This window comes from Photobacterium sp. Ph5, assembly GCF_022129445.1.
Lineage (GTDB): Bacteria > Pseudomonadota > Gammaproteobacteria > Enterobacterales > Vibrionaceae > Photobacterium.
Genome location: NZ_JADQAQ010000032.1, coordinates 22,791 through 46,567, shown reverse-complemented (window position 1 = coordinate 46,567; position 23,777 = coordinate 22,791). Strand labels below are relative to the sequence as shown.

Annotated in this window: 24 protein-coding genes; 12 read left to right on the top strand and 12 right to left on the bottom strand. The window is 41.3% G+C overall.

All coding sequences use genetic code 11. The features are described 5' to 3' along the window. Positions 1–29 precede the first annotated feature (29 nt). Positions 30–788 (bottom strand): hydroxyacylglutathione hydrolase, encoded by a 759-nt coding sequence (gene gloB / locus I3259_RS13235; protein WP_238030051.1) that lies wholly within the window; start codon positions 786–788, stop codon positions 30–32. Positions 789–831: 43 nt separating this feature from the next. On the opposite strand from gloB, the gene I3259_RS13230 reads away from it, so the two are divergent. Next, positions 832–1,587 (top strand): methyltransferase domain-containing protein, encoded by a 756-nt coding sequence (locus I3259_RS13230; RefSeq protein ID WP_238030050.1) that lies wholly within the window; start codon positions 832–834, stop codon positions 1,585–1,587. A gap of 15 nt (positions 1,588–1,602) precedes the next feature. Here I3259_RS13230 and rnhA read toward each other — a convergent pair whose 3' ends face one another. Then, positions 1,603–2,067 (bottom strand): ribonuclease HI, encoded by a 465-nt coding sequence (gene rnhA, locus I3259_RS13225; protein ID WP_045084816.1) that lies wholly within the window; start codon positions 2,065–2,067, stop codon positions 1,603–1,605. A 51-nt stretch (positions 2,068–2,118) separates the two neighbouring features. Here rnhA and dnaQ point away from each other — a divergent pair, with 51 nt between their 5' ends. Continuing rightward, entirely contained in the window at positions 2,119–2,844 is a 726-nt protein-coding gene (dnaQ, locus tag I3259_RS13220) for a DNA polymerase III subunit epsilon (RefSeq protein WP_006647095.1), read from the top strand. Positions 2,845–2,851: 7 nt separating this feature from the next. After that, the gene (locus I3259_RS13215) at positions 2,852–4,090 is read left to right on the top strand and encodes a TIGR03503 family protein (RefSeq protein WP_238030049.1); all 1,239 of its coding nucleotides are present in this window, start codon (positions 2,852–2,854) and stop codon (positions 4,088–4,090) included. Between the two features lie 81 nt (positions 4,091–4,171). Here the strand turns inward: I3259_RS13215 and fadE are convergent, their stop codons facing one another. Continuing rightward, positions 4,172–6,628 carry an acyl-CoA dehydrogenase FadE gene (fadE, locus tag I3259_RS13210; RefSeq protein WP_238030048.1) on the bottom strand — a complete coding sequence of 819 codons (2,457 nt, stop codon included), beginning with the start codon at positions 6,626–6,628 and terminating at the stop codon, positions 4,172–4,174. Between the two features lie 503 nt (positions 6,629–7,131). On the opposite strand from fadE, the gene dauA reads away from it, so the two are divergent. The 3 genes from dauA (at position 7,132) to I3259_RS13195 (ending at position 10,365) form a co-directional block, all read left to right on the top strand. Then, positions 7,132–8,823 carry a C4-dicarboxylic acid transporter DauA gene (gene dauA, locus I3259_RS13205; protein ID WP_238030047.1) on the top strand — a complete coding sequence of 564 codons (1,692 nt, stop codon included), beginning with the start codon at positions 7,132–7,134 and terminating at the stop codon, positions 8,821–8,823. A gap of 99 nt (positions 8,824–8,922) precedes the next feature. Then, positions 8,923–9,504 (top strand): D-sedoheptulose 7-phosphate isomerase, encoded by a 582-nt coding sequence (lpcA, locus tag I3259_RS13200; protein WP_238030046.1) that lies wholly within the window; start codon positions 8,923–8,925, stop codon positions 9,502–9,504. A 63-nt stretch (positions 9,505–9,567) separates the two neighbouring features. Further along, the gene (locus tag I3259_RS13195) at positions 9,568–10,365 is read left to right on the top strand and encodes a class II glutamine amidotransferase (RefSeq protein WP_238030045.1); all 798 of its coding nucleotides are present in this window, start codon (positions 9,568–9,570) and stop codon (positions 10,363–10,365) included. 71 nt (positions 10,366–10,436) lie between these two features. On the opposite strand, the gene purN is transcribed toward I3259_RS13195, so the two are convergent. Beyond that, positions 10,437–11,081 (bottom strand): phosphoribosylglycinamide formyltransferase, encoded by a 645-nt coding sequence (gene purN, locus I3259_RS13190; RefSeq protein ID WP_238030044.1) that lies wholly within the window; start codon positions 11,079–11,081, stop codon positions 10,437–10,439. A gap of 97 nt (positions 11,082–11,178) precedes the next feature. Next, entirely contained in the window at positions 11,179–12,219 is a 1,041-nt protein-coding gene (gene purM / locus I3259_RS13185) for a phosphoribosylformylglycinamidine cyclo-ligase (RefSeq protein WP_238030043.1), read from the bottom strand. 192 nt (positions 12,220–12,411) lie between these two features. On the opposite strand from purM, the gene upp reads away from it, so the two are divergent. Next, positions 12,412–13,038 (top strand): uracil phosphoribosyltransferase, encoded by a 627-nt coding sequence (upp, locus tag I3259_RS13180; protein ID WP_045129097.1) that lies wholly within the window; start codon positions 12,412–12,414, stop codon positions 13,036–13,038. 80 nt (positions 13,039–13,118) lie between these two features. Here upp and I3259_RS13175 read toward each other — a convergent pair whose 3' ends face one another. After that, on the bottom strand, positions 13,119–14,372 hold the full coding sequence (locus tag I3259_RS13175) for a uracil-xanthine permease family protein (RefSeq protein WP_238030042.1): 1,254 nt from the start codon (positions 14,370–14,372) through the stop codon (positions 13,119–13,121). A gap of 303 nt (positions 14,373–14,675) precedes the next feature. Between I3259_RS13175 and I3259_RS13170 the strand changes: the two genes are divergently transcribed. Further along, entirely contained in the window at positions 14,676–15,830 is a 1,155-nt protein-coding gene (locus tag I3259_RS13170; protein ID WP_238030041.1) for a DUF2066 domain-containing protein, read from the top strand. Between the two features lie 83 nt (positions 15,831–15,913). Here I3259_RS13170 and I3259_RS13165 read toward each other — a convergent pair whose 3' ends face one another. The 4 genes from I3259_RS13165 to I3259_RS13150 form a co-directional block, all read right to left on the bottom strand. Continuing rightward, positions 15,914–16,345 carry a DUF2069 domain-containing protein gene (locus I3259_RS13165; RefSeq protein ID WP_238030040.1) on the bottom strand — a complete coding sequence of 144 codons (432 nt, stop codon included), beginning with the start codon at positions 16,343–16,345 and terminating at the stop codon, positions 15,914–15,916. A 30-nt stretch (positions 16,346–16,375) separates the two neighbouring features. Next, on the bottom strand, positions 16,376–16,951 hold the full coding sequence (gene wrbA / locus I3259_RS13160; RefSeq protein WP_238030039.1) for an NAD(P)H:quinone oxidoreductase: 576 nt from the start codon (positions 16,949–16,951) through the stop codon (positions 16,376–16,378). Further along, the gene (arsC, locus tag I3259_RS13155) at positions 16,951–17,301 is read right to left on the bottom strand and encodes an arsenate reductase (glutaredoxin) (protein ID WP_238030038.1); all 351 of its coding nucleotides are present in this window, start codon (positions 17,299–17,301) and stop codon (positions 16,951–16,953) included. Before arsC ends, wrbA begins: the two co-directional genes overlap by 1 nt. 90 nt (positions 17,302–17,391) lie before the next feature. Continuing rightward, positions 17,392–18,849 carry a M48 family metalloprotease gene (locus tag I3259_RS13150; protein ID WP_238030037.1) on the bottom strand — a complete coding sequence of 486 codons (1,458 nt, stop codon included), beginning with the start codon at positions 18,847–18,849 and terminating at the stop codon, positions 17,392–17,394. A 166-nt stretch (positions 18,850–19,015) separates the two neighbouring features. Here I3259_RS13150 and I3259_RS13145 point away from each other — a divergent pair, with 166 nt between their 5' ends. Together I3259_RS13145 and I3259_RS13140 are read left to right on the top strand one after the other, a co-directional pair. Further along, positions 19,016–19,240, top strand: coding sequence for a sulfurtransferase TusA family protein (locus I3259_RS13145; protein ID WP_238030036.1), 225 nt, complete (start codon positions 19,016–19,018; stop codon positions 19,238–19,240). A gap of 8 nt (positions 19,241–19,248) precedes the next feature. After that, positions 19,249–20,334 (top strand): AI-2E family transporter, encoded by a 1,086-nt coding sequence (locus I3259_RS13140; RefSeq protein ID WP_238030035.1) that lies wholly within the window; start codon positions 19,249–19,251, stop codon positions 20,332–20,334. A gap of 51 nt (positions 20,335–20,385) precedes the next feature. Here the strand turns inward: I3259_RS13140 and bcp are convergent, their stop codons facing one another. Both bcp and I3259_RS13130 read right to left on the bottom strand, forming a co-directional pair. Then, a complete protein-coding gene (bcp, locus tag I3259_RS13135) occupies positions 20,386–20,850 on the bottom strand; it encodes a thioredoxin-dependent thiol peroxidase (protein ID WP_238030034.1) in 465 nt (154 codons plus the stop codon). 92 nt (positions 20,851–20,942) lie between these two features. After that, on the bottom strand, positions 20,943–21,482 hold the full coding sequence (locus I3259_RS13130) for a glycine cleavage system protein R (RefSeq protein WP_238030033.1): 540 nt from the start codon (positions 21,480–21,482) through the stop codon (positions 20,943–20,945). Between the two features lie 349 nt (positions 21,483–21,831). Here I3259_RS13130 and dapA point away from each other — a divergent pair, with 349 nt between their 5' ends. Both dapA and bamC read left to right on the top strand, forming a co-directional pair. Beyond that, positions 21,832–22,710, top strand: coding sequence for a 4-hydroxy-tetrahydrodipicolinate synthase (gene dapA, locus I3259_RS13125; RefSeq protein ID WP_238030057.1), 879 nt, complete (start codon positions 21,832–21,834; stop codon positions 22,708–22,710). Between the two features lie 31 nt (positions 22,711–22,741). Next, positions 22,742–23,752, top strand: a complete 1,011-nt coding sequence (gene bamC, locus I3259_RS13120; RefSeq protein WP_238030032.1) for an outer membrane protein assembly factor BamC — start codon at positions 22,742–22,744, stop codon at positions 23,750–23,752. Positions 23,753–23,777 lie beyond the last annotated feature (25 nt).

Sequence of the window (23,777 nt, the reverse complement as noted above, 5' to 3'; positions counted from 1 at the left end):
CAACCACCTTAGTGACAAGGATTAGTATATTAAAACTTGTCTTTCCAACGTCGAAGTGCAGCGAATGTCTCAAGATCAGAGTCATCATATGCTTTATCAGCAACAGAACGCTTGATGCTAGGTTGATCGCAACGCAGAAATGGATTAATGCGTTTTTCTTGACTTAGCGTTGAAGGGAGTGTCGATTTGCCATTGGCACGAAGTCGAATAACTTTATCGCGGTATTGTTGTAGGTGGGGGTTATCTTGTTCGGCAACGAGGGCAAAAGCGAGGTTACTTGCAGTATATTCGTGGGCACAAAAAACTTCTGTTTCGTCAGGAAGGGCTGCAATTTTTTGTAGTGAATCGAACATTTGTGCTGGCGTACCTTCAAATAAGCGACCACAGCCAGCAGAGAAAAGAGTATCACCACAAAAGAGTTTTTCATCTCCGACATAAGCCACATGACCTAAGGTATGACCCGGAACACTAAGCACCATAAAACGCTCACCAAAAATATCCACTTGGTCACCATCTTCTACTGGTTGTGTGAGTCCTGGGATAGGCTCATTCACCGGACCGACGACTTTGGTTGAGGGAAAACGGCGTTTTAGCTCGCTAATACCACCGATATGATCGTGATGATGGTGGGTGATGAGAATAGCATCAAGGGTAAAACCGAATTTATCGATGGTTTCTAAAACCGGTGTCGCATCACCAGGATCGACAACGACACAGTGATTATCTTTGTTGTGAATGAGCCAGATGTAATTGTCATTAAATGCGGGTATGCTTTTAACTGTTAGCATGAATTTCTTCTCCAGCCTAATTCAGGTGTTGAGCAGTACTATTATGAAGCCAGCGCGTACAGTAACACATATTGAAGTGCCTTATTCTTGGTCTAATGTGACCAATGGTGAATGGGCGGCACAATTATTACAAGCTCGAATCGATGAGTGGTGTCCGAAGCTGTTTGGTTACCATATGTTAAAGCTTGGTGGCTTAAGTGCAGAGCTGACCAGTCACCATTGTAATATCCAACATCAAATTAGTGTAGATAAATTCAGTAGTTATCGTAACGTTGAAGCTGAGTCATTTGAGTTACCTTTCATTGAAAAGTCGTTTGATGCGTGTTTACTTATTCATCAGCTTGATTATTCAACGGATCCTCATCGATTGTTGCGTGAAATTGATAGAGTTACTGTTGATGATGGTTATTTGTTACTTAGTGGTAGTAACCCATTAAGTATTAATGGATTGTGCGGGTTATTACCGTGGAATAGAAACAAAGCACCATGGAATGGAAGAATGTATTTATCGTCTCGGGTTATTGACTGGCTTGGGTTGCTAAATTATGAAGTAATCTATCATGAAACGTTTGCGGTATTACCTTCTACGCGTCATTTAGCCTGTTCTGCATGGTTGGAAAATATCTTATCAGAGCCATTATCGGCGGTAGGAAGTTTGTACTTTATCGTGGCAAGAAAGCGTACTTTCCCATTAAGACCGATAAAACCGAAATGGAAAGTGAGGCGTCAATTGGCTCCGTTGCAAGTAAATTGTCGTACCGAAGCCAGTAATAAGGTAGCAAAACGAGATCTGCCGTAATGCTGTAAAGACAAATTAATTAGCTTGATAGCCTTCATCAGTAAAAGTCGGTTTTTCTGCCGCGGCTCTGGCTAGTACATCACAGCGCTCGTTTTCTGGATGACCTGCATGCCCTTTAACCCAATGCCATTGCACCTGATGACGTTGGGTTTCAGTATCTAAACGTTGCCATAAATCCGCATTCTTAACTGGTTTTTTATCAGCAGTTTTCCAGCCACGTTTTTTCCAATTATGAATCCATTGCGTAATTCCTTGACGCACGTATTGGCTATCAGTGGTAAGATCAACGAGACATGATTCCTTAAGGCTCGCTAACCCTTCAATGGCAGCAAGTAGCTCCATGCGATTGTTAGTCGTCATGAAAAAGCCATCACTTAATTCTTTTTCATGTTGCTTGTACCTTAGTACTGCGCCATAGCCACCGGGACCAGGATTACCTAAACAAGAACCGTCTGTGTAAATTTCTACCTGCTTCATCATATTTGGTAGTATTGCCCTAGATAAAAACTTAAGTCTGACACATAAGCCACTATGAAAGCCACTAACCAACGCATTATTGTATTCGATACAGAAACCACCGGTATGAACATGACGGGGCCGCATTATGAAGGTCACCGTATTGTTGAAATTGGTGCGGTTGAAATCATTAACCGTAAACTAACCGGTAAAACATTCCATGTTTATATCAAGCCAGACCGTCCGATTGATCCAGAAGCGATTGATGTTCATGGTATTACTGATGAGTTCTTAATAGGTAAGCCAAGTTATGCTGACATTCATCAAGAGTTTATCGACTTTATTGATGGTGCAGAATTAGTCGCTCATAACGCATCGTTCGATATTGGCTTTATGGATTATGAATTCCAGTTAATGGGATCTGATCTTAAGAAAACCGAAGATATTTGCAAAGTAACGGATACCTTGGAAATGGCAAAACGCCTCTTTCCTGGTAAACGTAATAACCTTGATATTCTTTGTTCGCGTTATGGCATAGATAACTCGCATCGAACCTTGCACGGCGCTTTGCTCGATGCCGAGATCCTTGCTGACGTTTATTTAATGATGACGGGTGGTCAAACGTCATTGAAATTAAGTGGTGATAACGAAGGGGATAGTGAGAAAGAATTTGCGATAAAGCGTTTGGTCGGTGAAAGAAAAGGGCTAAAGGTTATCTGTGCTTCTGCCGATGAATTAGTTTCACATGAAGAAAGACTCGATTTGATCGGTAAAAAAGCTGACGTTCTTTGGCGTCTGTAGGAGAATTATGCTGAAGCGGTTATGGATATGTATGGTTGTCTGGCCATTATTTGCTTGGGCGCAAGATAATGATCGGATGACGTGGCTTGATAACCGTTTCCGTGTTGATCCAACGATAAAGCAAGTGTCTTTCATGGTAAAACGAGAGCAACCCAGTCGTCCTGTGGTGTTGGTCGCGCCGGATGGCTCGAAATATTATTCCAGTCGTCATCCAGAGCACGTTTCTTGGTATTCTGAAAATGATCTCGATATTATTTCGATTGATGAGCCAATGGCGGGACCTTGGCAAGCGATTGGACGCGTTTCGCAAGATAACCGTATTACTTTGTTGTCTAATCTTCATTTAACAGCAGATACGTTACCGCAGAATTTATACCAATCTGAAGTGTTAAAGTTCTCTGCAAAACTATTACAAAATGAGCAGCCTTTAACCGTCCGTGACTTTTTAGATCGGGTGAAATTGCGGGTGTCATTTTACCCCTTTATATCTAAAGAGCAGCAACTCACTAATGATATGCAGCCAGAACCAATAGTGGTAGGTAACTTTGAAGATAACGGTCAGGATCGTGATGAAGTGGCAGGGGATGGTATATTTACGGTTTCTCTTCCTGCTACTGTTGAGCCGGGTAAATATCGTGTTGTAATTAAGTCAATGAATGGGGTTTTTACACGAGCCATAGAGCAAGAAGTATTGGTTTACCCAAAACCGTTTTCTGCCACTCTTATTAAAAGTCATAAACGACAAGAGCCTCATCAAGTGGTGATATTGCCTCAAGATGATGCGCTGGTAGCAGGATCATTAGCTGCTTATATTCGCTACGGTACACCAAATACTAAACAGCAAATTATTCAGCAACGAACATTACCAAATGAAACTGAGCTGTCGGTTGGATTGCCTTTTGATGGTGAGACAGGTAAATATTCGTGGGAAGGTTGGATCTACGGTACTGATCGGTTGTATCAACGCGAGCTGATATTTCCGTTAGTTGAAAGCCATTTTGCGGTGATTAATAATATTCGCTCAGAAACTGATATTGAGCTTCCCGTTATTGATAAAGCAGAGCTTGAACGACAACAGATATTAAAAGAGATTGAATTGCAAAAAGCCTCACGAGAGAAAATACTCAGTGTGATGGTAATAGGAAATAGCGCGATAATCGTATTAGTGATTAGTGGTATATGGGGCTGGCGAGTATTTAAAAAGCGTCGAAAAGAGAAAAAAGAAGCCCTTGTTTTACCTTCATAAATTCTCTTCTGTTGAAGAAAGAAAAGGGAAGCTGTCGCTTCCCTTTGTTGTGTCTTAACTTTTTAAATAAAATAGGCTCGTTTAAGCTGCATTATTGATTGAGCAATCAGTGTTTGAGTTTGGCTTTGCGGCTAATTGGTCAGGCTCAAAATCATCCACATTAATGGTACGTAAGCGACCTAATTCAGCACGGCGCAATAGCTCTGCTTCAGCATGTTCAATTACACCGAGTTCAAGTCCTTTATCGGCAACATTACCTAACTGTACAAACGGATATTTTTTGTTCGCAGCTTTACAAACTCGATCATAAATCGGCTCAGCGGCAAGAATATCGTTAAGTGCAGCTTCCATCATACCGACTGGATTCCCTTCAGATGCTTCTAAGAATTGACCTCGACCTAGGCGATCTCGAGTTTCTGATGGGGTTTGTGCTAAACGAGCAACGGCATGATCTAAGTTATCACTTGGTTTGATACGACGTTGACCTAATGGGAACAATACAACACGTAGTGCGCCAGCAATGAACTTATTAGGGAAGTTACTTAGGAAGTCATCAAGGGCTGTTTCTGCTTGGTATAATGAATCCTGTAACCCCCAATGTACTAATGGAAGATCTTGCTGTTGATAACCATCATCGGCATAACGTTTTAGTGTTGCTGATGATAAGTAAAGCTGGCTAAGCACATCACCTAAACGGGCAGATAAACGCTCTTTACGTTTTAACGAACCACCAAGCACAGCCATAGAAATATCAGCCAGTAGAGCAAGGTTAGCACTGTAGCGGTTGAGTTGTTGGTAATAACGTGTGGTTGCATCTTTACGTGGCGCCGATGATCCGTAGCCATCGGTAATACCTAACCAGAAAGAGCGTGCCATGTTACTTATCACGAAGCCAACATGAGCAAATACTGCTTTATCAAAGCTTTCTAAGGCTTGTTTTTTATCATCATTATAAGCGGCGTTCATCTCTTCTAACACATAAGGGTGACAACGGATTGCACCTTGTCCAAAGATGATCATTGAACGTGTTAGAATATTCGCCCCTTCAACGGTGACAGCAATAGGCGCACCTTGATAACCACGAGCAATAAAGTTGCTCGGTCCCATACAGATCCCTTTACCACCGACAATATCCATCGCATCAATCACACCGCGTTGGCTACGATGGGTACAATGGTATTTTACAATCGCAGAGATAACGGAAGGTTTTTCGCCAAGATCGATGCCAGCGACGGTTAGAGTACTGGCTGCATCTAAGACATAAGCATTACCCGCAATACGTGCAAGTGGCTCTTCAATGCCTTCCATTTTACCAATTGGCATTTTGAATTGGCGACGAATACGCGCATAAGCCCCTGTTGCGATTGCTGCGGTTTTTAATCCACCCGTTGAATTAGACGGTAGAGTGATACCGCGACCAACCGATAGACATTCTACTAGCATACGCCATCCTTGGCCTGCCATTTCCTGACCACCGATAATAAAATCAATAGGGACAAAGATTTTGTTACCTTTAGTTGGACCATTTTGGAATGGCACATTAAGAGGGAAGTGACGACGACCAATCTCAACGCCCTCTAGATCGGTTGGGATCAAGGCACAGGTGATACCCAGATCTTTTTGATCTCCGAGTAAGCTGTCAGGATCTGAGAGTTTAAAGGCAAGACCTAGTACCGTAGCAACCGGCGCTAGAGTGATATAACGTTTGTTCCATGTTAATTCCATACCAAGGACTTCTTCGCCTTGCCACATACCTTTTTTCACAATACCGAAATCGGGAATTGAGCCGGCATCTGAGCCTGCTTCTGGGCTAGTTAAGGCAAAACAAGGGATTTCCTGACCAGCAGCTAAGCGGGGTAAATAATGGTTTTTCTGCTCTTCAGTACCATAGTGTTGAAGCAGTTCGCCTGGACCTAGTGAATTAGGGACACCAACGGTTGATGATAATACTGCAGAGACGCCGGTTAATTTTTGCAGTACTAATGATTGAGCATAGGCAGAAAACTCAAGTCCACCATATTGTTTTTTAATGATCATAGCGAAGAACTTATGATCTTTTAAGTATTGCCAAATTTCGGGTGGTAGATCGGCAAATTCATGAGTAATTTGAAAATCATTTACCATACGGCAAAGTTCATTTACCGGTCCATCGAGAAAAGCTTGCTCTTCTGCTGAAAGGGTTGGCACAGGGATATCATGGAGTTTTTTCCAGTCTGGATTACCACCAAATAAATCAGCTTCCCACCACACGGTACCAGCATCAATGGCTTCTTTTTCAGTGCGAGACATTTCAGGCATTACACCTTTAAAGGCTTTTAATGCAGGAGCGGCGAGATATTTTTTACGTAAGGCTGGGATGTTAAGAGGAATCGCAATCGCAGCGAAAATTAACCAGCTAATAATACCTGTAATAGAAAAAACAGTACCGATTAATAGTGTTGCAGCAATTACCGCCGTAAAAGTTTTTAATGACGCGCGATGATACGCCAATATGAACATAACACCGATAAAGCCAATGACATACGCAAGCGTAACCATAGTGATTCTCCTTAATCTGTGTAGTAAGACTGTTTACACATCATCAGGACTAATTGAGCGAGACCTGACTTCATGATGAAGAGTTCAGTACATTGCTACACATTTTATTGTTAATTGTAGGGTAATTATTATTAAGGTAAGAGGTCTTACCACTTTTTAATTATTGTAATGTGTTCTTTAACAAAATGTAAAATAGTTTTTTAATATGAAAGTAAACGGTTACGTCTACAAAATAAGGAAAAGTTAGGCTAATAAAGGGATTGATCGAGATCATCGTGGTTATTTTTTTCACTTGCAGAATTTTAGCAGAGCGTTAACATATGCCGTATTGTGATATTGTTCACGTTATTGTGGGAGGTTATATTTTAATCATCCCGTGTTGAATAGTATTTCCTTTTGTTGCCTTTCCCGATTCCGACTGACACATGCCCGCCGGACCCCCTACATCGGGTTGACATCAATTCCTGTTTATCAAATGTACGCAAAGTACAAGAGGTCTTGTTGTGTTGTTATTTCATGCTTTATCACAGGCGTGGAAGGATGGTTATTCCTTCTCTAAATTTCGTGCCGATATTGTATCGGGTATTACGGTCGGTATTGTGGCGATTCCATTGGGGATGGCATTAGCAATTGCTGTCGGTGTACCACCACAACATGGATTGTATACGGTCATTGTGGCGGGCTTTTTAGCCGCATTATTAGGTGGTTCACGATTTAATATCACAGGTCCTACTGCGGCCTTTGTGGTTATCCTTTTACCTATCACTCAAAAATACGGCTTATCAGGCTTAATGTTAGCCACCATGATGTCAGGTATTATCCTGTTATTGATGGGGGTTTTCCGCTTAGGGCAGCTGGTGGCGTATGTGCCATATCCGGTTACTACGGGCTTTACTGCTGGTATCGGTTTTGTTATCGCTTTTTTGCAGCTTAAAGATTTATTAGGTCTACATATTCAAGGTAGCCCAATCCATTTTCCTGAAAAAGTGATGTCGTATGCCCATGCTCTACCTACAGCGAACTATGCTGATGCGATTGTCGGGGTGGTCACTATTTTTGTCTTTATTGGCTGGGCGAAGTTAAAAACGCGTATTCCACCTCACTTGGTATCGTTATTGGTAGGTACGGTTTTAGCGTTAGCATTAAACAAATTTGGCCCTGAGCATGTAACTTTGCTGGGTGAAAAATTTAGCTACACTATTGGTAGCCTTGTGGGCCATGGTATTCCACAAGAAGCACCGCAGTTTATCGCACTGTGGAAGTCCGATACTTTTAATTGGGCTACCGTGATTGAATTGATGCCATCAGCGCTGACTATCGCGATGCTTGGTTGTATCGAATCGCTATTATGCGCGGTTGTTGCAGACGGTATGACAAGTAAAAAGCACAATCCGAATGCCGAGCTTGTCGGTCAAGGTATTGCCAATATGGTTGTGCCTTTCTTTGGTGGTATTCCAGCAACGGCTGCGATTGCCCGTACGGCGACCAATATTCGATCTGGTGCATTTTCACCTATTTCAGGCATGATGCATGCGATTTTTGTATTAGTCGCGATGCTTGTATTAGCACCAACACTTTCTTTTGTCCCTATGAGTGCATTAGCGGGCTTACTAATCATGGTAGCGTGGAATATGTCAGAAGCGCCTCACTTTGTGCATACGTTAAAGGTTGCGCCACGTCGTGATGTTGCTGTCTTGATGACATGTTTTATCTTAACTGTTGCTTTCGATATGGTTGTCGCTGTTATTGTCGGTTTATTGCTTGCCGGTGTGTTATTTATTCAGCGTATTGCGACCTTAACGACAGTAACGATTACTCATGATGAGCACCCACATCTTAACTTTGGTGATGATGTTGTTGTTTATGACATTAATGGTCCATTATTTTTTGCCGCGAGTGAGAAAGCATTTTCTGTTATTGAACATGCAACGACAGAAACACGTGCTGTTGTACTTGATTTTAGTGATGTCTCAACGATTGATATTACTGCTATTCATGCCTTTGATATGGCGTTAGATCGCCTGTCTGAGTTACCTGTCTATTTATTAGGTACGCAGCCGCATGTTGAACGTAAACTCTACCATGCTGGAATATTTGAGGCAGAGAATGTGCATTTAGCTCATTCTGTTAGTCAATTGCAGCAAGTTTTACTGATTAATTCTCACAATGATTCTGATCAGGAGTCGACACTGTAAGTTATTTGTATGTAAACTGCGAATAACGGTGTATTTAAAACATCAAGCGGGTATTTACCCGCTTGATTTGTATCTAAAGAATAATAGAGAGAATCGCTTATGTATCAGGATCTGATCCGTGCAGAACTAACAGATGCAGCTGATGTACTAAATCGCTTTTTAAGTGATGATAAAAACCTTGCTGATATTGAAGCGGCAGCAAAACTATTAGCTGATTCCTTTAAACAAGGCGGTAAAGTATTGTCTTGTGGTAATGGTGGTTCGCATTGTGATGCAATGCACTTTGCTGAAGAGCTAACAGGTCGTTACCGTGAAAACCGCCCTGGTTATCCTGGTATTGCGATATCTGATCCAAGCCACTTATCGTGTGTAAGTAATGACTTCGGCTATGAGTACGTATTTTCACGCTACTTAGAAGCAGTGGGTGCAAAAGGTGACGTATTGTTTGGTCTATCTACTTCAGGTAATTCAGGCAATATTTTAAAGGCGATTGAAGCTGCAAAAGTAAAGGGCATGAAGACAATTGCCTTAACCGGTAAAGATGGCGGTCAAATGGCTGGCTTAGCGGATGTTGAAATCCGTGTTCCTCATTTTGGTTATGCTGATCGCATTCAAGAAATTCATATTAAGATTATTCATATTTTAATTATGCTTGTTGAAAAGGAAATGGCAGCAGAATAAGCCTTAGGTCATTCTGGCTATTGATAAGTATCGTTAATTAATAATAAAAGGGCATAAAGGAATATGTGTGAATTGCTAGGCATGAGCGCAAATGTGCCAACAGATATTTGCTTTAGTTTCACTGGATTAATGCAGCGAGGGGGGAACACTGGCCCTCATCGTGATGGTTGGGGCATTACGTTTTATGAAGGTAAGGGGTTCCGAACCTTTAAAGATCCGAATCCAAGCTGTCAGTCTCGTATTGCTGAATTGGTACAACAATATCCGATAAAAAGTCGGGCAGTGGTGAGCCATATTCGGCAAGCGAACCGTGGTGGAGTGAACTTAGAAAACACCCATCCATTTACTCGTGAGTTGTGGGGAAACTATTGGACGTTTGCTCATAATGGTCAGCTAACGGGCTATGAGAGTTTGGAAACGGGTAGACATAAAGCGGTGGGTGATACCGACAGTGAAATTGCCTTCTGTTGGCTGCTCAATCAACTTGAGTCGAAGTTTCCAAAATTACCGGACGATTTAAACCCAGTATTTAGTTACTTTGCTCAGTGTTGTGAGCACTTACGTCAGCTTGGTGTTTACAATATGTTATTAAGTAATGGTGAGTACGTACTTACCTACTGTACTAATAATTTACATTGGATCACGCGTCGTGCACCATTTGGTCAAGCATCGTTAATTGATGAAGATGTCACGATTGATTTTCAACAAGAAACAACCCCAGATGACGTGGTAACGGTTATAGCTACTCAACCATTAACCAATGATGAAAATTGGCACAAAATGGCAACAGGGGAATTTATTGTGTTCCATTTTGGTGAGCCAGTATTCAACCAGTTAGTGGCTGAAGATAAAACTGAATAATGGTTATTTTCTGTTAGTATTGAAGCGGTATTATCAGTAATAGCAAAAAGGCGATCTAACGATCGCCTTTTTTATTGTGCTGCATACCCTTGAGTGGGGAGTTCAATACCATCGAGGATGGCTTTGCCGTCACGACTCATGACCAAACGATTTTCCACTAACCATTGAGTTACAAGTGGGTAAATAGCATGTTCTTGCTTTTGAACGCGAGCTGTTACTTCTTCGACGGTGTCATTGGCAAAAATAGGCACTCTGGCTTGTAAAATAACAGGGCCACCATCCAGTTCTTCAGTGACGAAGTGGACACTGGTTCCATGTTCGTTATCGCCAGCATCCATCGCCCGTTGATGGGTATTTAAGCCGGGGTATTTAGGAAGAAGTGATGGATGGATATTTAGCATCTTTCCTTTAAAGCGACGAACAAAGTCAGCACTTAAAATTCGCATAAATCCGGCTAAAATAACCACATCGGGTTGGAACTGTTCAATACAATCCGCTAATGCCTCATCATATTTTTCACGGTCAGTATATTGATTTGGTGCTATATGTACCGCTTCAATGTTAGCGTTACGTGCACGCTCTAACCCATAAGCATTTTCTTTATTTGAGATCACCGCGGTGATTTGGCTATTTTTAATTGTACCACTGCGGCATGCATCGATAATCGCTTGAAGATTACTTCCGCTACCTGAAATAAGGACGACGATATTTTTCATATTTGGTACTACCATTTATTGAAAGGTTATCGGTATGTAGATAGCAGAATGAGGACATAGCGTCCTCATTCTTTTTACGAGTTAGCACAGTGGAGAGTTATTTGATCTCGACTTGCTCTTCGTTATCAGCAGCGTTTGCAATTTCACCTAGCAGCCATGCGTTTTCGCCTTCAGCATTTAGGATATCAATGGCTTGTTGTGCTTGATCCTGTGGAAGGGCAATCACAAGGCCAACACCACAGTTAAACGTACGGTACATTTCGTAAGTTTCTACATTTCCTGCAGTTTGTAGCCAGTTGAAAATTGCAGGCCATTGCCAGCTCGCACCATTTACAACCGCTTTTGTGCCTTTTGGAAGTACACGAGGGATATTCTCCCAGAAACCACCGCCTGTAATGTGTGAAATAGCATGTACGTCACAGCTTTCCATCATTTTTAGCGTTGATTTAACGTAAATTTTAGTGGGTGTTAATAGATGATCAGAAAGTGTTTTACCTTCTAATTCTTCATTCAAATCGGCATTGGATACTTCAATGATTTTACGCACTAATGAGTAACCGTTTGAATGTGGGCCACTTGAACCTACAGCGATAAGTGCATCACCAGCAGTCACTTTTGAACCATCGATGATATCTGCTTTTTCAACAACACCAACGCAGAAACCAGCTACGTCGTAATCTTCACCGTGGTACATACCCGGCATTTCAGCGGTTTCACCACCAATTAGAGCACAACCTGATTGGATACAGCCTTCGCCAATACCTGTTACAACACTTGCTGCTGTATCAATATCTAATTTACCCGTTGCGTAGTAATCAAGGAAAAACAGAGGTTCAGCACCTTGAACAATAAGATCGTTAACACACATAGCAACCAGATCGATACCGATTGAATCGTGTTGATTTAAATCCATAGCCAAGCGAAGTTTAGTTCCTACACCATCCGTGCCTGAAACTAAAACTGGCTCTTTATATTTGGTCGGTAGTGAACAAAGTGCACCAAAACCACCAATTCCCCCCATAACTTCTGGGCGATGAGTACGTTTTACCACCCCTTTAATACGGTCTACTAATGCATTACCGGCATCGATATCAACACCAGCATCTTTGTAACTAAGAGAAGAGTTTTTGTCGCTCACAGATGATCCCTCAACGTATTAAAGTAAAAAAGCGAATACATGATAACAGCAGTCACCGCCTAAAGGAAAACGTTTGCGTCAATTTTTTTAGCTGGATATTAAGTAAACAGTTAAACGTTTACTACTATCTGCAATCGTTTGGCTTAGTATATAATGATGCGATTTTATTTTTTATTTGCTCAGGAGTCAGAGATGAAAGTCGTTGAGGTAAAACACCCACTGGTTAAACATAAGATTGGTCTTATGCGCGAAGGTGACATCAGCACTAAGCGTTTCCGTGAGTTAGCAACTGAGGTTGGTAGCCTACTGACATATGAAGCGACTTCAGACTTCGAGACAGAAAAAGTTACGATTGAAGGTTGGAATGGTCCAGTAGAAATAGACCAGATCAAAGGTAAAAAAGTAACTGTAGTGCCTATTCTTCGTGCCGGTCTTGGCATGATGGATGGTGTACTTGAGCATATGCCAAGTGCACGTATCAGTGTTGTTGGTATCTACCGTGATGAAGAAACGCTTGAGCCAGTACCATACTTCAACAAGTTAGCATCAAATATTGATGAGCGTATTGCACTTGTTGTTGACCCAATGCTAGCCACAGGTGGTTCTATGATTGCAACACTGGATCTGTTAAAAGAGCACGGTTGTACGCAATTTAAAGTACTAGTATTAGTAGCAGCACCTGAAGGTATTGCTGCATTAGAAAAAGCACACCCAGATGTTGAGCTGTACACAGCTGCAATTGATGAGAAGCTAAACGATAAAGGTTATATCGTCCCTGGTTTAGGTGATGCTGGTGATAAGATTTTCGGTACTAAGTAATTAGTGATTCGAATAATATAAAAACCGGACATTATGTCCGGTTTTTTATTTCTGAAAAGTTCTAAACGTTAAGATAGCAATTATAAGTGCTCGGTATCTTCAATTTGAGCATTATCTACCACATTATTCTCACCAAGATCATGTGGCAAAATCAGGTTAAGAACAATCGCGACAATACCGCATAAGCTCACACCTTGTAGGCTGAACTCACCAATACCAAATGCCATCCCACCAATACCAAATACCAGCGTTACCGCAACAATCACAAGGTTACGGGCTTTGTGTAAATCGACTTGGTTTTTGATCAGCGTATTTAAGCCAACTGTGGCAATAGAGCCAAATAGTAAGATCATGATCCCGCCCATTACAGGTACAGGGATGGTTTGTAGCATTGCGCCTAATTTACCAACAAACGCTAATACTAATGCAGTAATTGCCGCCCATGTCATGATCACAGGGTTAAAGGCTTTCGTTAACATTACCGCCCCCGTTACTTCTGAGTAAGTCGTATTTGGTGGAGCGCCAACAAGAGATGCGGCAATCGTCGCAATACCATCACCCGCCATCGTTCGGTGTAGACCTGGTTTTTTCAGGTAATCTTTTCCTGTAACGTTCGAGATCGCTAGCATATCGCCAACGTGTTCGACTGCAGGGGCTATCGCAACAGGGATCATAAATAGTACGGCATTGATATTAAATTCAGGAAAAGTAAAGTTAGGAAGGGCTAACCAACTTGCGCTATGAACAGGTGTAAAATCAACAACTCCAAAGGCAAGACTTGTAATGTAACCAGCAGTGATACCACCCACAATCGGAACCAGCTTTAACATGCCTTTGGCAAATACACTTAAACCAATCGTGACGATTAATGAAATGGCTGAAATCCATAGTGCGGTATCGTGAGCAATCAACTGTACGCCACCATCCCCCGTTTTACCTACTGCCATATTGACGGCTGCGGGTGCTAAACCTAAGCCAATTACCATAATTACAGGACCAACAACAACAGGGGGAAGGATCTTATGAATAAAGCCGACCCCACGTATTTTGATGACTACACCCATAATAACGTAGACGATACCAGCCATCATTAAGCCGCCCATGGTGCTTGCTACGCCCCAAGCTTGGATGCCGTACATAATCGGCGCAATGAAAGCGAAAGAGGATGCAAGGAAGATAGGAACAGAACGTTTTGTGACAAGTTGGAAAAGAAGGGTTCCTACACCAGCACCAAATAGAGCTACGCTAGGATCGAGTCCTGTAAGTAGCGGAACCAGAACGAGTGCGCCAAATGCGACAAATAACATTTGGGCGCCTTGTAATACCTGCATCATACTCAAAATTACCGTGTCGAAAAAAAATCGCGCAATCCTATCACACAAAGCAAACGTTTACCTAGATGGAATAAGAGAAAAATATCGCTATTTTTTAAGCGTCAATATTTGTCACTAAATAATGTTTTTCAATAAATGGTTTGTTTCTTGCTTGTTGTATTGTTTTGGTTCAGGAAAAAGTACATATTGTAAAACAAATTAATGTTGGTCTATGTGACTATACAGAGAATCAATGAATCACTGGTTTTCTTTGATTATCTCTGTATTTTTTGACGGTTTATTTTTGTAAATTACGAGTGCGATATGTTGCGATTTGCGTTGTTATTTTTAGCTTTACTGGCTTTACCTATTAAAGCCGCTACAGTCACTGATTTATATCAGGCTCAAGTAGTCATGCCTGTTGATGGACAAAACCCTGATCAAGCAGCAAGAGAGCAAGGTTTTAAGCAAGTATTAGTGAAAGTGACAGGTAATCCGAACATTAATAAAAATAGTGTTGTAGCACAGGCGATAGCGAACAGTTCAAATTACGTCAGCCAGTTTGGTTATGGCCAAGATAATGGACAGAAGACGCTAGATTTAACGTTTGATCAGGTACAAATTAAGCAGTTATTAACACAAGCGAAAGCGAATTTTTGGAGTGCTCAACGTCCTAATATTCTCGTTTGGATGGTTGATGATAACGGTAATAGCCGAGATATTTTATGGGATCAATCAACCAATGCACTTGTAGCTGATACAAAACAAGCGGCAAATGATCGTGGTCTACCCGTTACTTTTCCTGTGGGTGATTTTAACGATGTTACAGCGGTACATGTATCTGACCTTTGGGGGAGTTTTATTGATCCCATCACTAGCGGAAGTCAACGTTATAATGCGGGTGGTTTATTGTTAGTTAAAGCTCACCAGCAAGGTACAGATAAGGTTGAATTAACATGGCAGTTATATGCTCAGCAGCCAAGCACTATTGCTGCAGATACTCAGCCTATGACTGGAAAGGCGAGTGGTACATTGGCACAAGCCAGTCGCGATATGATGAGCCAAGTAGCGAACCAATTAGCGCAGAAGTATGCCGTTGCATTAGGTGGTGCAGCATCAGGTAGTGTTAATATTGAAGTTGGAAATGTTAATTCAACAGAAGATTTCTTTACGCTTGAACGTATGCTTAATCAGATGACGACGGTTAGCAGTGCTAATGCAGTAAATATTAAAGGTGATAAGGTTATTTTCCGCATGAATTTATCAGCACCTGATACTGAGTTTAAGCGAGAGTTGAGTCATGATACGCGTATTAGTGCTGATGATTATGCTGTTACTAATACCAGCGCAACAACAAGACCAAAGACTGATGTAAGTAGTGATCCTAATGCGATAGATGTCACTGCTACGCAACCACAACCACAAACGCAACCCGAAAATTATGTGGCACCTGATGATATGTATACATGGCATAACTAAAATTCGTTGTTAATAGCAATAATTAAGCCCTCACGATGAGGGCTTTTTTTTAATATCTTATTATTAGAGAACGAGCTATTAGTTCAATCTTTAGGTGGCTCAAAACGCTCGCGTTCTTGGCGCTCTACTTGCGATAAGCGCTGGAGTTTTATACCTAATTCTTTGGCTCTTACACGAGCAAAAAGGATGTTACTAAGAAATGCAATGGTGACGAGTAGTAGCTCTACACCAGCTAACCAACGTTCACCTTCATCAATAGTGAGTAACGTCAGAGCATGTAGAAAATAAAACATCAAAATGAAGTTAGACCATGCATAAGTATAAGGCTTAGCCGCTAACATCCCACGCAATGGCAGTAGTAAAGGTATGATCCAAACAACAGCCATTACCCAGTTATTTAAGTGAGGGTGAGGAGAGAGGGTAATTTGCCATAACGCGACCCATAGCATTAGGGTTAAATTAGCGCAAACGGCAAAACGGTGAATATACTGTGTTCGAAGTTGCATTGGGGGCATCGAATAATCCTTTTCGTTAGCCATAATGAATTAATGCTGAAGTTGAATAGCGGTTAATGCAAGCCGCTTACCGAGAGCGTGTGCAAGTTCAATTTCATCACTATGGAGTTGCTTATTAGTACCATTGTTGAGGTGTGAAGCTCCATAGGGAGTACCTCCATGTTGCGTTGCATGCAAAGTGGGTTCGGAATAGGGGATCCCAACAATTAGCATTCCGTGGTGTAGTAACGGCAGCATCATCGATTGTAAGGTTGTTTCTTGCCCGCCATGCATTGAAGATGATGAGGTAAATACGCAGGCAGGTTTATCGATTAGTGTACCTGATAACCATTCTTGGCTCGTGCTATCAATAAAGTGTTTTAATGGCGCAGCCATATTACCAAACCGAACAGGGCTTCCCATCGCTAAACCAATGCATTGTTTCAGATCGCTATGACTGACGATTGGATCAAGGTTAGATTGCTGAAGATCATTTTTTTCGATTTCAGCAACCGTTCTTAGCACTGCTTCACAACCCGATACTTGTTCAATACCGCGACCAATATGCCGTGCTAACTGACGTGTATTGCCATGACGGCTGTAATAAAGAACTAAGATTTTATGCATTATAAAATATCCAATACTTGCTCTGGTGGACGACCCAATGCAGCTTTTTCACCATGCACGACAATTGGACGTTCTATTAGTTTTGGATGTGTGGACATTGCAGTAAAAAGTGCATTATCAGATACGTCATTATTACCGAGCTCAAGTGCTTTATAATCCGCTTCTTTAGTACGCATCATTTTACGTACAGAGTCAAAACCCAGTTGGCGGTATAACGTTTCTAATTCTGCTACGCTTGGTGTTTGTTCTAGGTATTTAACGATAGTCGGTGTGATCCCTTTTTCTTCTAATAACGCTAATGTTTCACGGCTTTTAGAACAACGAGGATTATGATAAATAGTGACTGACATGACATCTCCTAACTGACTGCACTAGCAGCGTATTTTATTGGTATTGATTTATTGGTGATAATCTACAATAAATTAAAATTAATCAATACGTTATTGTAATGCTTTGAATTTCTGACGTTGGAAACGAAGTTGATCAATGCGTGCGTCATAACGCGCTTGATTCATTGATCCTAGCTCTGCCATTTGTGCGGCTTGAGTATAATTATTAATGGCTTTATCCCACTGAGCTCGCAAGGCTAACAGCTCTCCAAGAGCTGCAAGTTCTGCACTACGATCACCAATTTTGGCATAGTTTTGTGCTAATAATGTCCAAGCATTAATATCATTAGGATGATCGTAAGAGTAACGATTCAAAATTTGAATACTCTTTTGATATTGCCCCGATTCAAGATAAATATTGGCTAAGTTTAAGCGCAACACATTACTTTCAGGGCTGGTTTTAAGCGCATTAGTTAAGCGAGTGATTGCACGATCAAAGTGCTTTTGGTTGAGATCAAGATCGGTTGCTGCATCAATAAAAAATAAATTATTGGGTTCTCCTGCCAATAATGGATCGAGTATTTGATGTGCTAATTGGTATTTACCATTATCGAGATAAATGAGTGCCTTACCGTAATTAAGTTCTTTACGGCGGTTTGGCGGCACTTTTTTTAATTCACGATTAAGCCAATTAAGCGCAGAGGTATCACTCAAGCCTGCATTACGAGCAACGATGCGAGATCGAGCGAGTAAATAGTCTTCAGAGGGAGGTAAACGTACAAGCGGATACTTTCTTGCGCGCATACGGCTATCAGCGACCCGTGATTCGGGTAATGGGTGGGTCAACAACATCGCGGGTAATTTTGACGTATAGCGATATTGATCGGCTAAACGACCAAAAAAACGCGGCATCGCATGAGCATCAAACCCTGCTTTTGCGAGGGTGGTAATACCAATTCTGTCTGCTTCTTTTTCATTACTGCGCGTAAAGTTAATTTGTCCTTGTATCCCTACGGCCGTAGTAGCATGCATAGCTGCTAAACCTGCTTCAGGAGCTGCGATTGTTAATAACAGTGAGCCAATCAGTGCAGCCATCGTGATAGGCGAATTTCTGGCCTCTGCTTCCATTCTTCGCGCAAGGTGTCTTTGGGTGACATGGGCAATTTCATGCGCCATAACAGAGGCGAGTTCACTTTCTGTTTCGGCATGGAGAAATAGCCCTGAGTGGATAGCAACATAGCCACCAAAAAAAGCAAAAGCATTAATTTCAGGATTTTGGATCAAAAAGAAATGAAATGGCGTTCGGACATCTTCAGCACTGGCGACCAGTTTATGACCCAAAGCTTGAACATAATTTGAGAGTAAAGGATCGTTAATAACAGGCTGGCTGGCGCTTAGCATACGCATATATGCATCGCCATATTCACGTTCTTTATCAATCGTTAACGTAGAAGAGGCTGTCGTTCCCATTTCAGGTAAGCGATTATCATCACTAGCAATGGCTGGAATACTGCTACTAATAAGAGCAGAAAGCAAAAGATAGGTTGGTGCTTTGGCAAATCGAAACATGGGAATGATACAACCTCCTTATTGAGTTATCGTTAATATCTAGTTAGTTAGGACAACGAAATACTTTAGAGGTTCGTTAATGTGATTCATGTCCTTTCTCTATCTCGCATCTTATATGTGCTGAGGTTACAATACGGCAATACAAAATACCTGTCACTTAAATGAAATGGAAATTATATCGCTTGATCTAATGGCCCAACGTTGTCCGCTGGCTTTATTGTTAGCTAAACGCGCATGCGCAACACTTCTTCCCAATCAAGGGTTAGAAATACGAATTTCAGACAGCGGCGCAAGAAGTGATATCCCTCGTTTCTTGCATAATAATGGATATATTACCGATATCTTAGTTGATGATAATACTCAACTGATCATGATGGTGAAAAAAGGATAGAGCTCAACATGTTATACATGCTAAACCGCTGGTATCAGCGTCGATTTTCAGACCCCCACGCTGTAAGCCTTGTTGTTATTCTTCTCGGCGGCTTTCTGACTATTTACTTTTTTGGCAGTTTAATTACGCCGTTATTAGTCGCCATTGTTTTGGCTTACTTATTAGAATGGCCTGTAGCAAGGTTAAATAAGCTTGGGATGCCAAGAACACTGTCAGTCGCTATTGTATTATTGGTTTTTGCTGGCTTAATGGTGCTTGCTCTCTTTGGTTTAGTGCCGACGATTTGGCATCAAATTACCAATTTAAGTGCTGATGTGCCGAAGATGTTTAACGACCTTCAAATCTATGTATCTAGCTTACCAGAACGCTATCCTGATTTTGTTCAACCAGCTCAAGTGGTTGATTTCATGAATACTCTGCGTGAGAAGGTGCTAGGGCTTGGCGAAAGTGTTGTAAAAGGTTCATTGGCTTCATTAGTCAGCTTAGCAACGTTAGGGGTATACCTGATCTTAGTGCCATTACTCGTATTCTTTTTACTTAAAGATAAAGACGAAATGTTGCGTACGTTATTAAACGTTTTGCCTCAAAACCGTCGTTTAGCCAGTAAAGTTGGCAGCGAAATGAATCAGCAGATCTCTAATTATATTCGCGGTAAAGTGACTGAAATTATTATTGTTGGCATTGTAAGTTATGTCACATTTGAAGTAATGGATTTACGTTATGCCGTGTTATTAAGTGTATTAGTAGGGCTTTCTGTTCTTATTCCTTACATTGGAGCTGCTGCAGTTACGGTTCCCGTTGCTATGGTTGGATTATTCCAGTGGGGTTGGACACCTGATTTTTGGTGGCTGTTAGTTGCGTATGGCATTATTCAAATGTTAGATGGCAATGTGTTAGTTCCGATTTTATTCTCTGAAGCGGTAAATCTACATCCCGTAGCTATCATTGTTGCTGTGTTGGTTTTTGGCGGGTTATGGGGATTTTGGGGGGTATTTTTTGCTATCCCATTAGCGACATTAGTCAAAGCTGTGTGGGGAGCGCTACCTGCGAGTGATAATAATTTATCATCCTCCGAAGTGTCAGAAAAAGTGTAGTAAAAAGGCCGTGAAAACGGCCTTTTTTATATCTAATTAAACCTTTAGCGATCATTGGTTTAAATAATCAAGTACCACTTGGTGGTGATCTTTGGTCTTAAATTTGTTGAACACATGTTCAAGGTTGCCAGACTCATCAATCAGGAAGCTTGTTCTTACAACACCCATATTCTCTTTGCCCATGAACTTCTTAAGTTGCCAAACACCATACTTTTCACAAACTTCGTGTTCTTCATCGGCTAGTAGAGTGAAGTTCAGCTCTTGCTTGTTGGTAAAGTTCGTCAGCTTTTTGGGGGTATCAGGGCTAACACCAAGCACAATAACATTGTGAGCATCTAGTTCAGCTTTAGTATCACGTAATCCTTGAGCCTGAACTGTACAGCCAGGTGTTGACGCTCGTGGGTAGAAGTACAGCAGTACCTTCTTTCCCTGCAGTTTAGATAGCGTTACAGGGTTATTGTCTTGGTCATTCAGAGTAAAATCAGGTGCAGGCGTGCCTGCTGTGAGTGTATTCATAAATATAATATCCTTTTAGTTATCGTATCGCGATGCATTGCATGTTGAACGAACATGAGGCTGATAATGAAAGTCTTGTTGTTTTGCTTTCGTTAATTTTTATGACCAATAAAATTCACAGCCCCTTTTGCTGATAAACTCAGGCATAAGGTTTCAAATTCCTCTTGCAGTGTCATCAGGTTGCAGTCTTCAGGTAAATTTGTGCTAATTTGTAAAACAAGTTGATTCATTGTTTCCACTGTTTGGCTTTCAACGGTATTAGCGCTAAGCGTTGAAATGTCGATGTGTCGGCTGGCCATAAAGTGAGTAAATTGCTTAATTAAACCTGGGCTATCATTGGCTTCAACATAGAAGTCAGCGGTATAAGGGAAAAACCGCTTCTGGTGTTTACTTGTACGTTTTATAACGGTAATAAGATCATGCTCTTGCCCTTTTAATGGCAAGGTTGACTCAATTCGAGATATTGCATTGTTATTGCCAGATAACAACATGATCAAGGTAAACTCAGAACCAAAAAGGGCAATGCGACTATCTACAATATTACAGCCACATTGAGTCACGAGGTGGGTGATTTCATCAGAGATACCTGCGCGATCAGTACCTACAGCAGTGATGACAAGGTAATGTTCCATATTGGTCTTCATTGTTAAATTATAATCTAAGCATGTTAGCACAGACTGCTATTGATACGATGCCAAATTTAATGACAAGAGTCCTTGCTAGGTACATTGAATTTGACTGCTTTTTGAACAAGAAAGTAGAAATATTATTGAGTTTATCGATATTTTAGTTTCAAAGTACAAAATTGTGATGAAAGAAGGCGATAAAGCCTGTTAGTTCACTGTTTTCAATCAGCCTTTGCTTGAGTTTATAGCCACTCAAAAGTACCATGACAAAGTTATGCCCTAACTGCTTTTGCATATAGCCCCACAGGGAAATGATGAGAGAGTCGTTTGGATATATAAGAAGAGGGGGATGGACATGTTTAAAGGAAGCATGGTTGCGCTATTAACTCCACTAGATTCAGCCGGCGAAGTAGATTACGTCGGTTTGAAAACGCTGGTGGATTATCATATTAACGCAGGTACAAGTGCGATTATTGCCGTAGGTACTACGGGCGAATCTGCAACACTTACCGTTGATGAGCATATTAAGGTTGTTTTAAAAACATTGGAATATGTTGATGGACGTGTGCCTGTTATTGCAGGCACAGGCGCAAATGCAACGCATGAAGCCATTACAATTACCAAGCTTTTTTCTGGAACGGGTGTAGCAGCATGCTTAAGTGTAACCCCGTACTATAATAAGCCAACCCAAGAAGGTTTATTCCTACATTATAAAGCCATTGCTGAAGCGACAGATATTCCGCAAATTCTTTACAATGTACCAGGACGAACTGCGGTAGACTTATTACCTGAAACTGTCGCGCGTTTAGCTAAAATCGATAATATTATTGGTATTAAAGATGCGACAGCTGATTTATCTCGTGTGAAAAAAACACGGGAACTTTGTGGCGAAGATTTCATCCAATTAAGCGGTGATGACGCTACAGCTGTAGATTTTGTCGCTGAAGGTGGTCACGGTGTTATTTCTGTTACGGCAAATATTGCCGCAGCAGATATGGCTCAAATGTATACACTCGCATTAAGTGGCCAAATCGACGCTGCACGAGAAATTAATCAGCGTTTAATGCCATTACACAATCATCTATTTGTTGAAGCGAATCCCATTCCAGTGAAATGGGCTGCTCATCAGTTAGGCTTGATTGATAATGGTGAATTACGACTACCGCTAACTGTATTAAGCGAGTCACAGCAACCGATTGTTAAACAGGCTCTTTTGGATGCCGGTGTGCTTTAAGTTGCACAAGCGTAGGAGCGCAGGAGCATAAATGAATTATAAATATCGACTAGCACTAGCTGCATTCATGGTAACCAGTTTGTCTGCTTGTTCAGGTGGGTCAGAGGCTCGTCGTCAGGCTAATCAGGATTTTAACTATCTTGATACTCAACCTTTAGAATCATGGACGTTGCCAACAGGGGCTATGCCTTTTAGTAATGCCAGTTACGCGATTCCGAGTAAGGCATTTACTGGTGATGTTGGTGCTAGCGTTGATATTCGCCCACCGCAACAGGTTCTTAATCTGATCCCTGGTATGCGCTCTAACGTGGACCAAGATGGTGTAACCGTTCAACTTCCTCGAACTTCTGATTTAACTAAACTATGGCAAGTTACTCAGAATTTGATCAGTAAAAATAATATCGGCATTGCTAAACAAAGTGCTGATCGTATTGATACTGATTGGGTCAGTTGGACCAATGAAGACGAAGATCATGAAGTAGGTAGCCGCTACAGTATTGAGAAATCACCAGCAACGAACAGTTACCGTATTATTTTAACGGATTGGCGTGAAGATGGTAAAACGGTGCCTGTTACTGCGAATAATAAACGTCGTTATAGTATTTTGATGACTAACTTGGTGATGTCTAAATACGATGAAGATATTCGCGAACAAGCACGTTTAGCAGCGGCTGAGCAGCTGAAAAATGTACCAATTTCAATGGGTATGGATCGTAGTGGTTTCCCTGTTCTTATTGCTCGTGCATCTTATAGCGATATGTGGGAACGTTTACCGAAGGCATTAGAAAAACTGGGCTTTACTGTTGAAGATCGTAACCGTTCACAAGGTTTGATTGATGTTAAGTACCGTGAGCCTGATGATGAATTCTGGCAAACGCTAGGGACTAAACCGATGAAACTAACGGATGATACGTACCGTATTTTAGTTGGTGATCTTGGTAATCGTACGTCAATTAATATTACTGATAACGATGGTAAGCCTGTGACTGGTGAAATTTTAGAATCTGCAGCACCTGCTTTTGCGGCGAGTTTCCAAAAATAATTAGTTATTTAAGCCATAAAAAAAA

Coding starts and splice junctions, on each gene's coding strand:
- gloB (WP_238030051.1), bottom strand. CDS start 788: ATGCTAACAGTTAAAAGCATACCCGCATTTAATGACAATTACATCTGG.
- I3259_RS13230 (WP_238030050.1), top strand. CDS start 832: ATGAAGCCAGCGCGTACAGTAACACATATTGAAGTGCCTTATTCTTGG.
- rnhA (WP_045084816.1), bottom strand. CDS start 2,067: ATGATGAAGCAGGTAGAAATTTACACAGACGGTTCTTGTTTAGGTAAT.
- dnaQ (WP_006647095.1), top strand. CDS start 2,119: ATGAAAGCCACTAACCAACGCATTATTGTATTCGATACAGAAACCACC.
- I3259_RS13215 (WP_238030049.1), top strand. CDS start 2,852: ATGCTGAAGCGGTTATGGATATGTATGGTTGTCTGGCCATTATTTGCT.
- fadE (WP_238030048.1), bottom strand. CDS start 6,628: ATGGTTACGCTTGCGTATGTCATTGGCTTTATCGGTGTTATGTTCATA.
- lpcA (WP_238030046.1), top strand. CDS start 8,923: ATGTATCAGGATCTGATCCGTGCAGAACTAACAGATGCAGCTGATGTA.
- I3259_RS13195 (WP_238030045.1), top strand. CDS start 9,568: ATGTGTGAATTGCTAGGCATGAGCGCAAATGTGCCAACAGATATTTGC.
- purN (WP_238030044.1), bottom strand. CDS start 11,081: ATGAAAAATATCGTCGTCCTTATTTCAGGTAGCGGAAGTAATCTTCAA.
- upp (WP_045129097.1), top strand. CDS start 12,412: ATGAAAGTCGTTGAGGTAAAACACCCACTGGTTAAACATAAGATTGGT.
- I3259_RS13175 (WP_238030042.1), bottom strand. CDS start 14,372: ATGATGCAGGTATTACAAGGCGCCCAAATGTTATTTGTCGCATTTGGC.
- I3259_RS13170 (WP_238030041.1), top strand. CDS start 14,676: ATGTTGCGATTTGCGTTGTTATTTTTAGCTTTACTGGCTTTACCTATT.
- I3259_RS13165 (WP_238030040.1), bottom strand. CDS start 16,345: ATGCCCCCAATGCAACTTCGAACACAGTATATTCACCGTTTTGCCGTT.
- wrbA (WP_238030039.1), bottom strand. CDS start 16,951: ATGCATAAAATCTTAGTTCTTTATTACAGCCGTCATGGCAATACACGT.
- arsC (WP_238030038.1), bottom strand. CDS start 17,301: ATGTCAGTCACTATTTATCATAATCCTCGTTGTTCTAAAAGCCGTGAA.
- I3259_RS13150 (WP_238030037.1), bottom strand. CDS start 18,849: ATGTTTCGATTTGCCAAAGCACCAACCTATCTTTTGCTTTCTGCTCTT.
- I3259_RS13145 (WP_238030036.1), top strand. CDS start 19,016: ATGGAAATTATATCGCTTGATCTAATGGCCCAACGTTGTCCGCTGGCT.
- I3259_RS13140 (WP_238030035.1), top strand. CDS start 19,249: ATGTTATACATGCTAAACCGCTGGTATCAGCGTCGATTTTCAGACCCC.
- bcp (WP_238030034.1), bottom strand. CDS start 20,850: ATGAATACACTCACAGCAGGCACGCCTGCACCTGATTTTACTCTGAAT.
- I3259_RS13130 (WP_238030033.1), bottom strand. CDS start 21,482: ATGGAACATTACCTTGTCATCACTGCTGTAGGTACTGATCGCGCAGGT.
- dapA (WP_238030057.1), top strand. CDS start 21,832: ATGTTTAAAGGAAGCATGGTTGCGCTATTAACTCCACTAGATTCAGCC.
- bamC (WP_238030032.1), top strand. CDS start 22,742: ATGAATTATAAATATCGACTAGCACTAGCTGCATTCATGGTAACCAGT.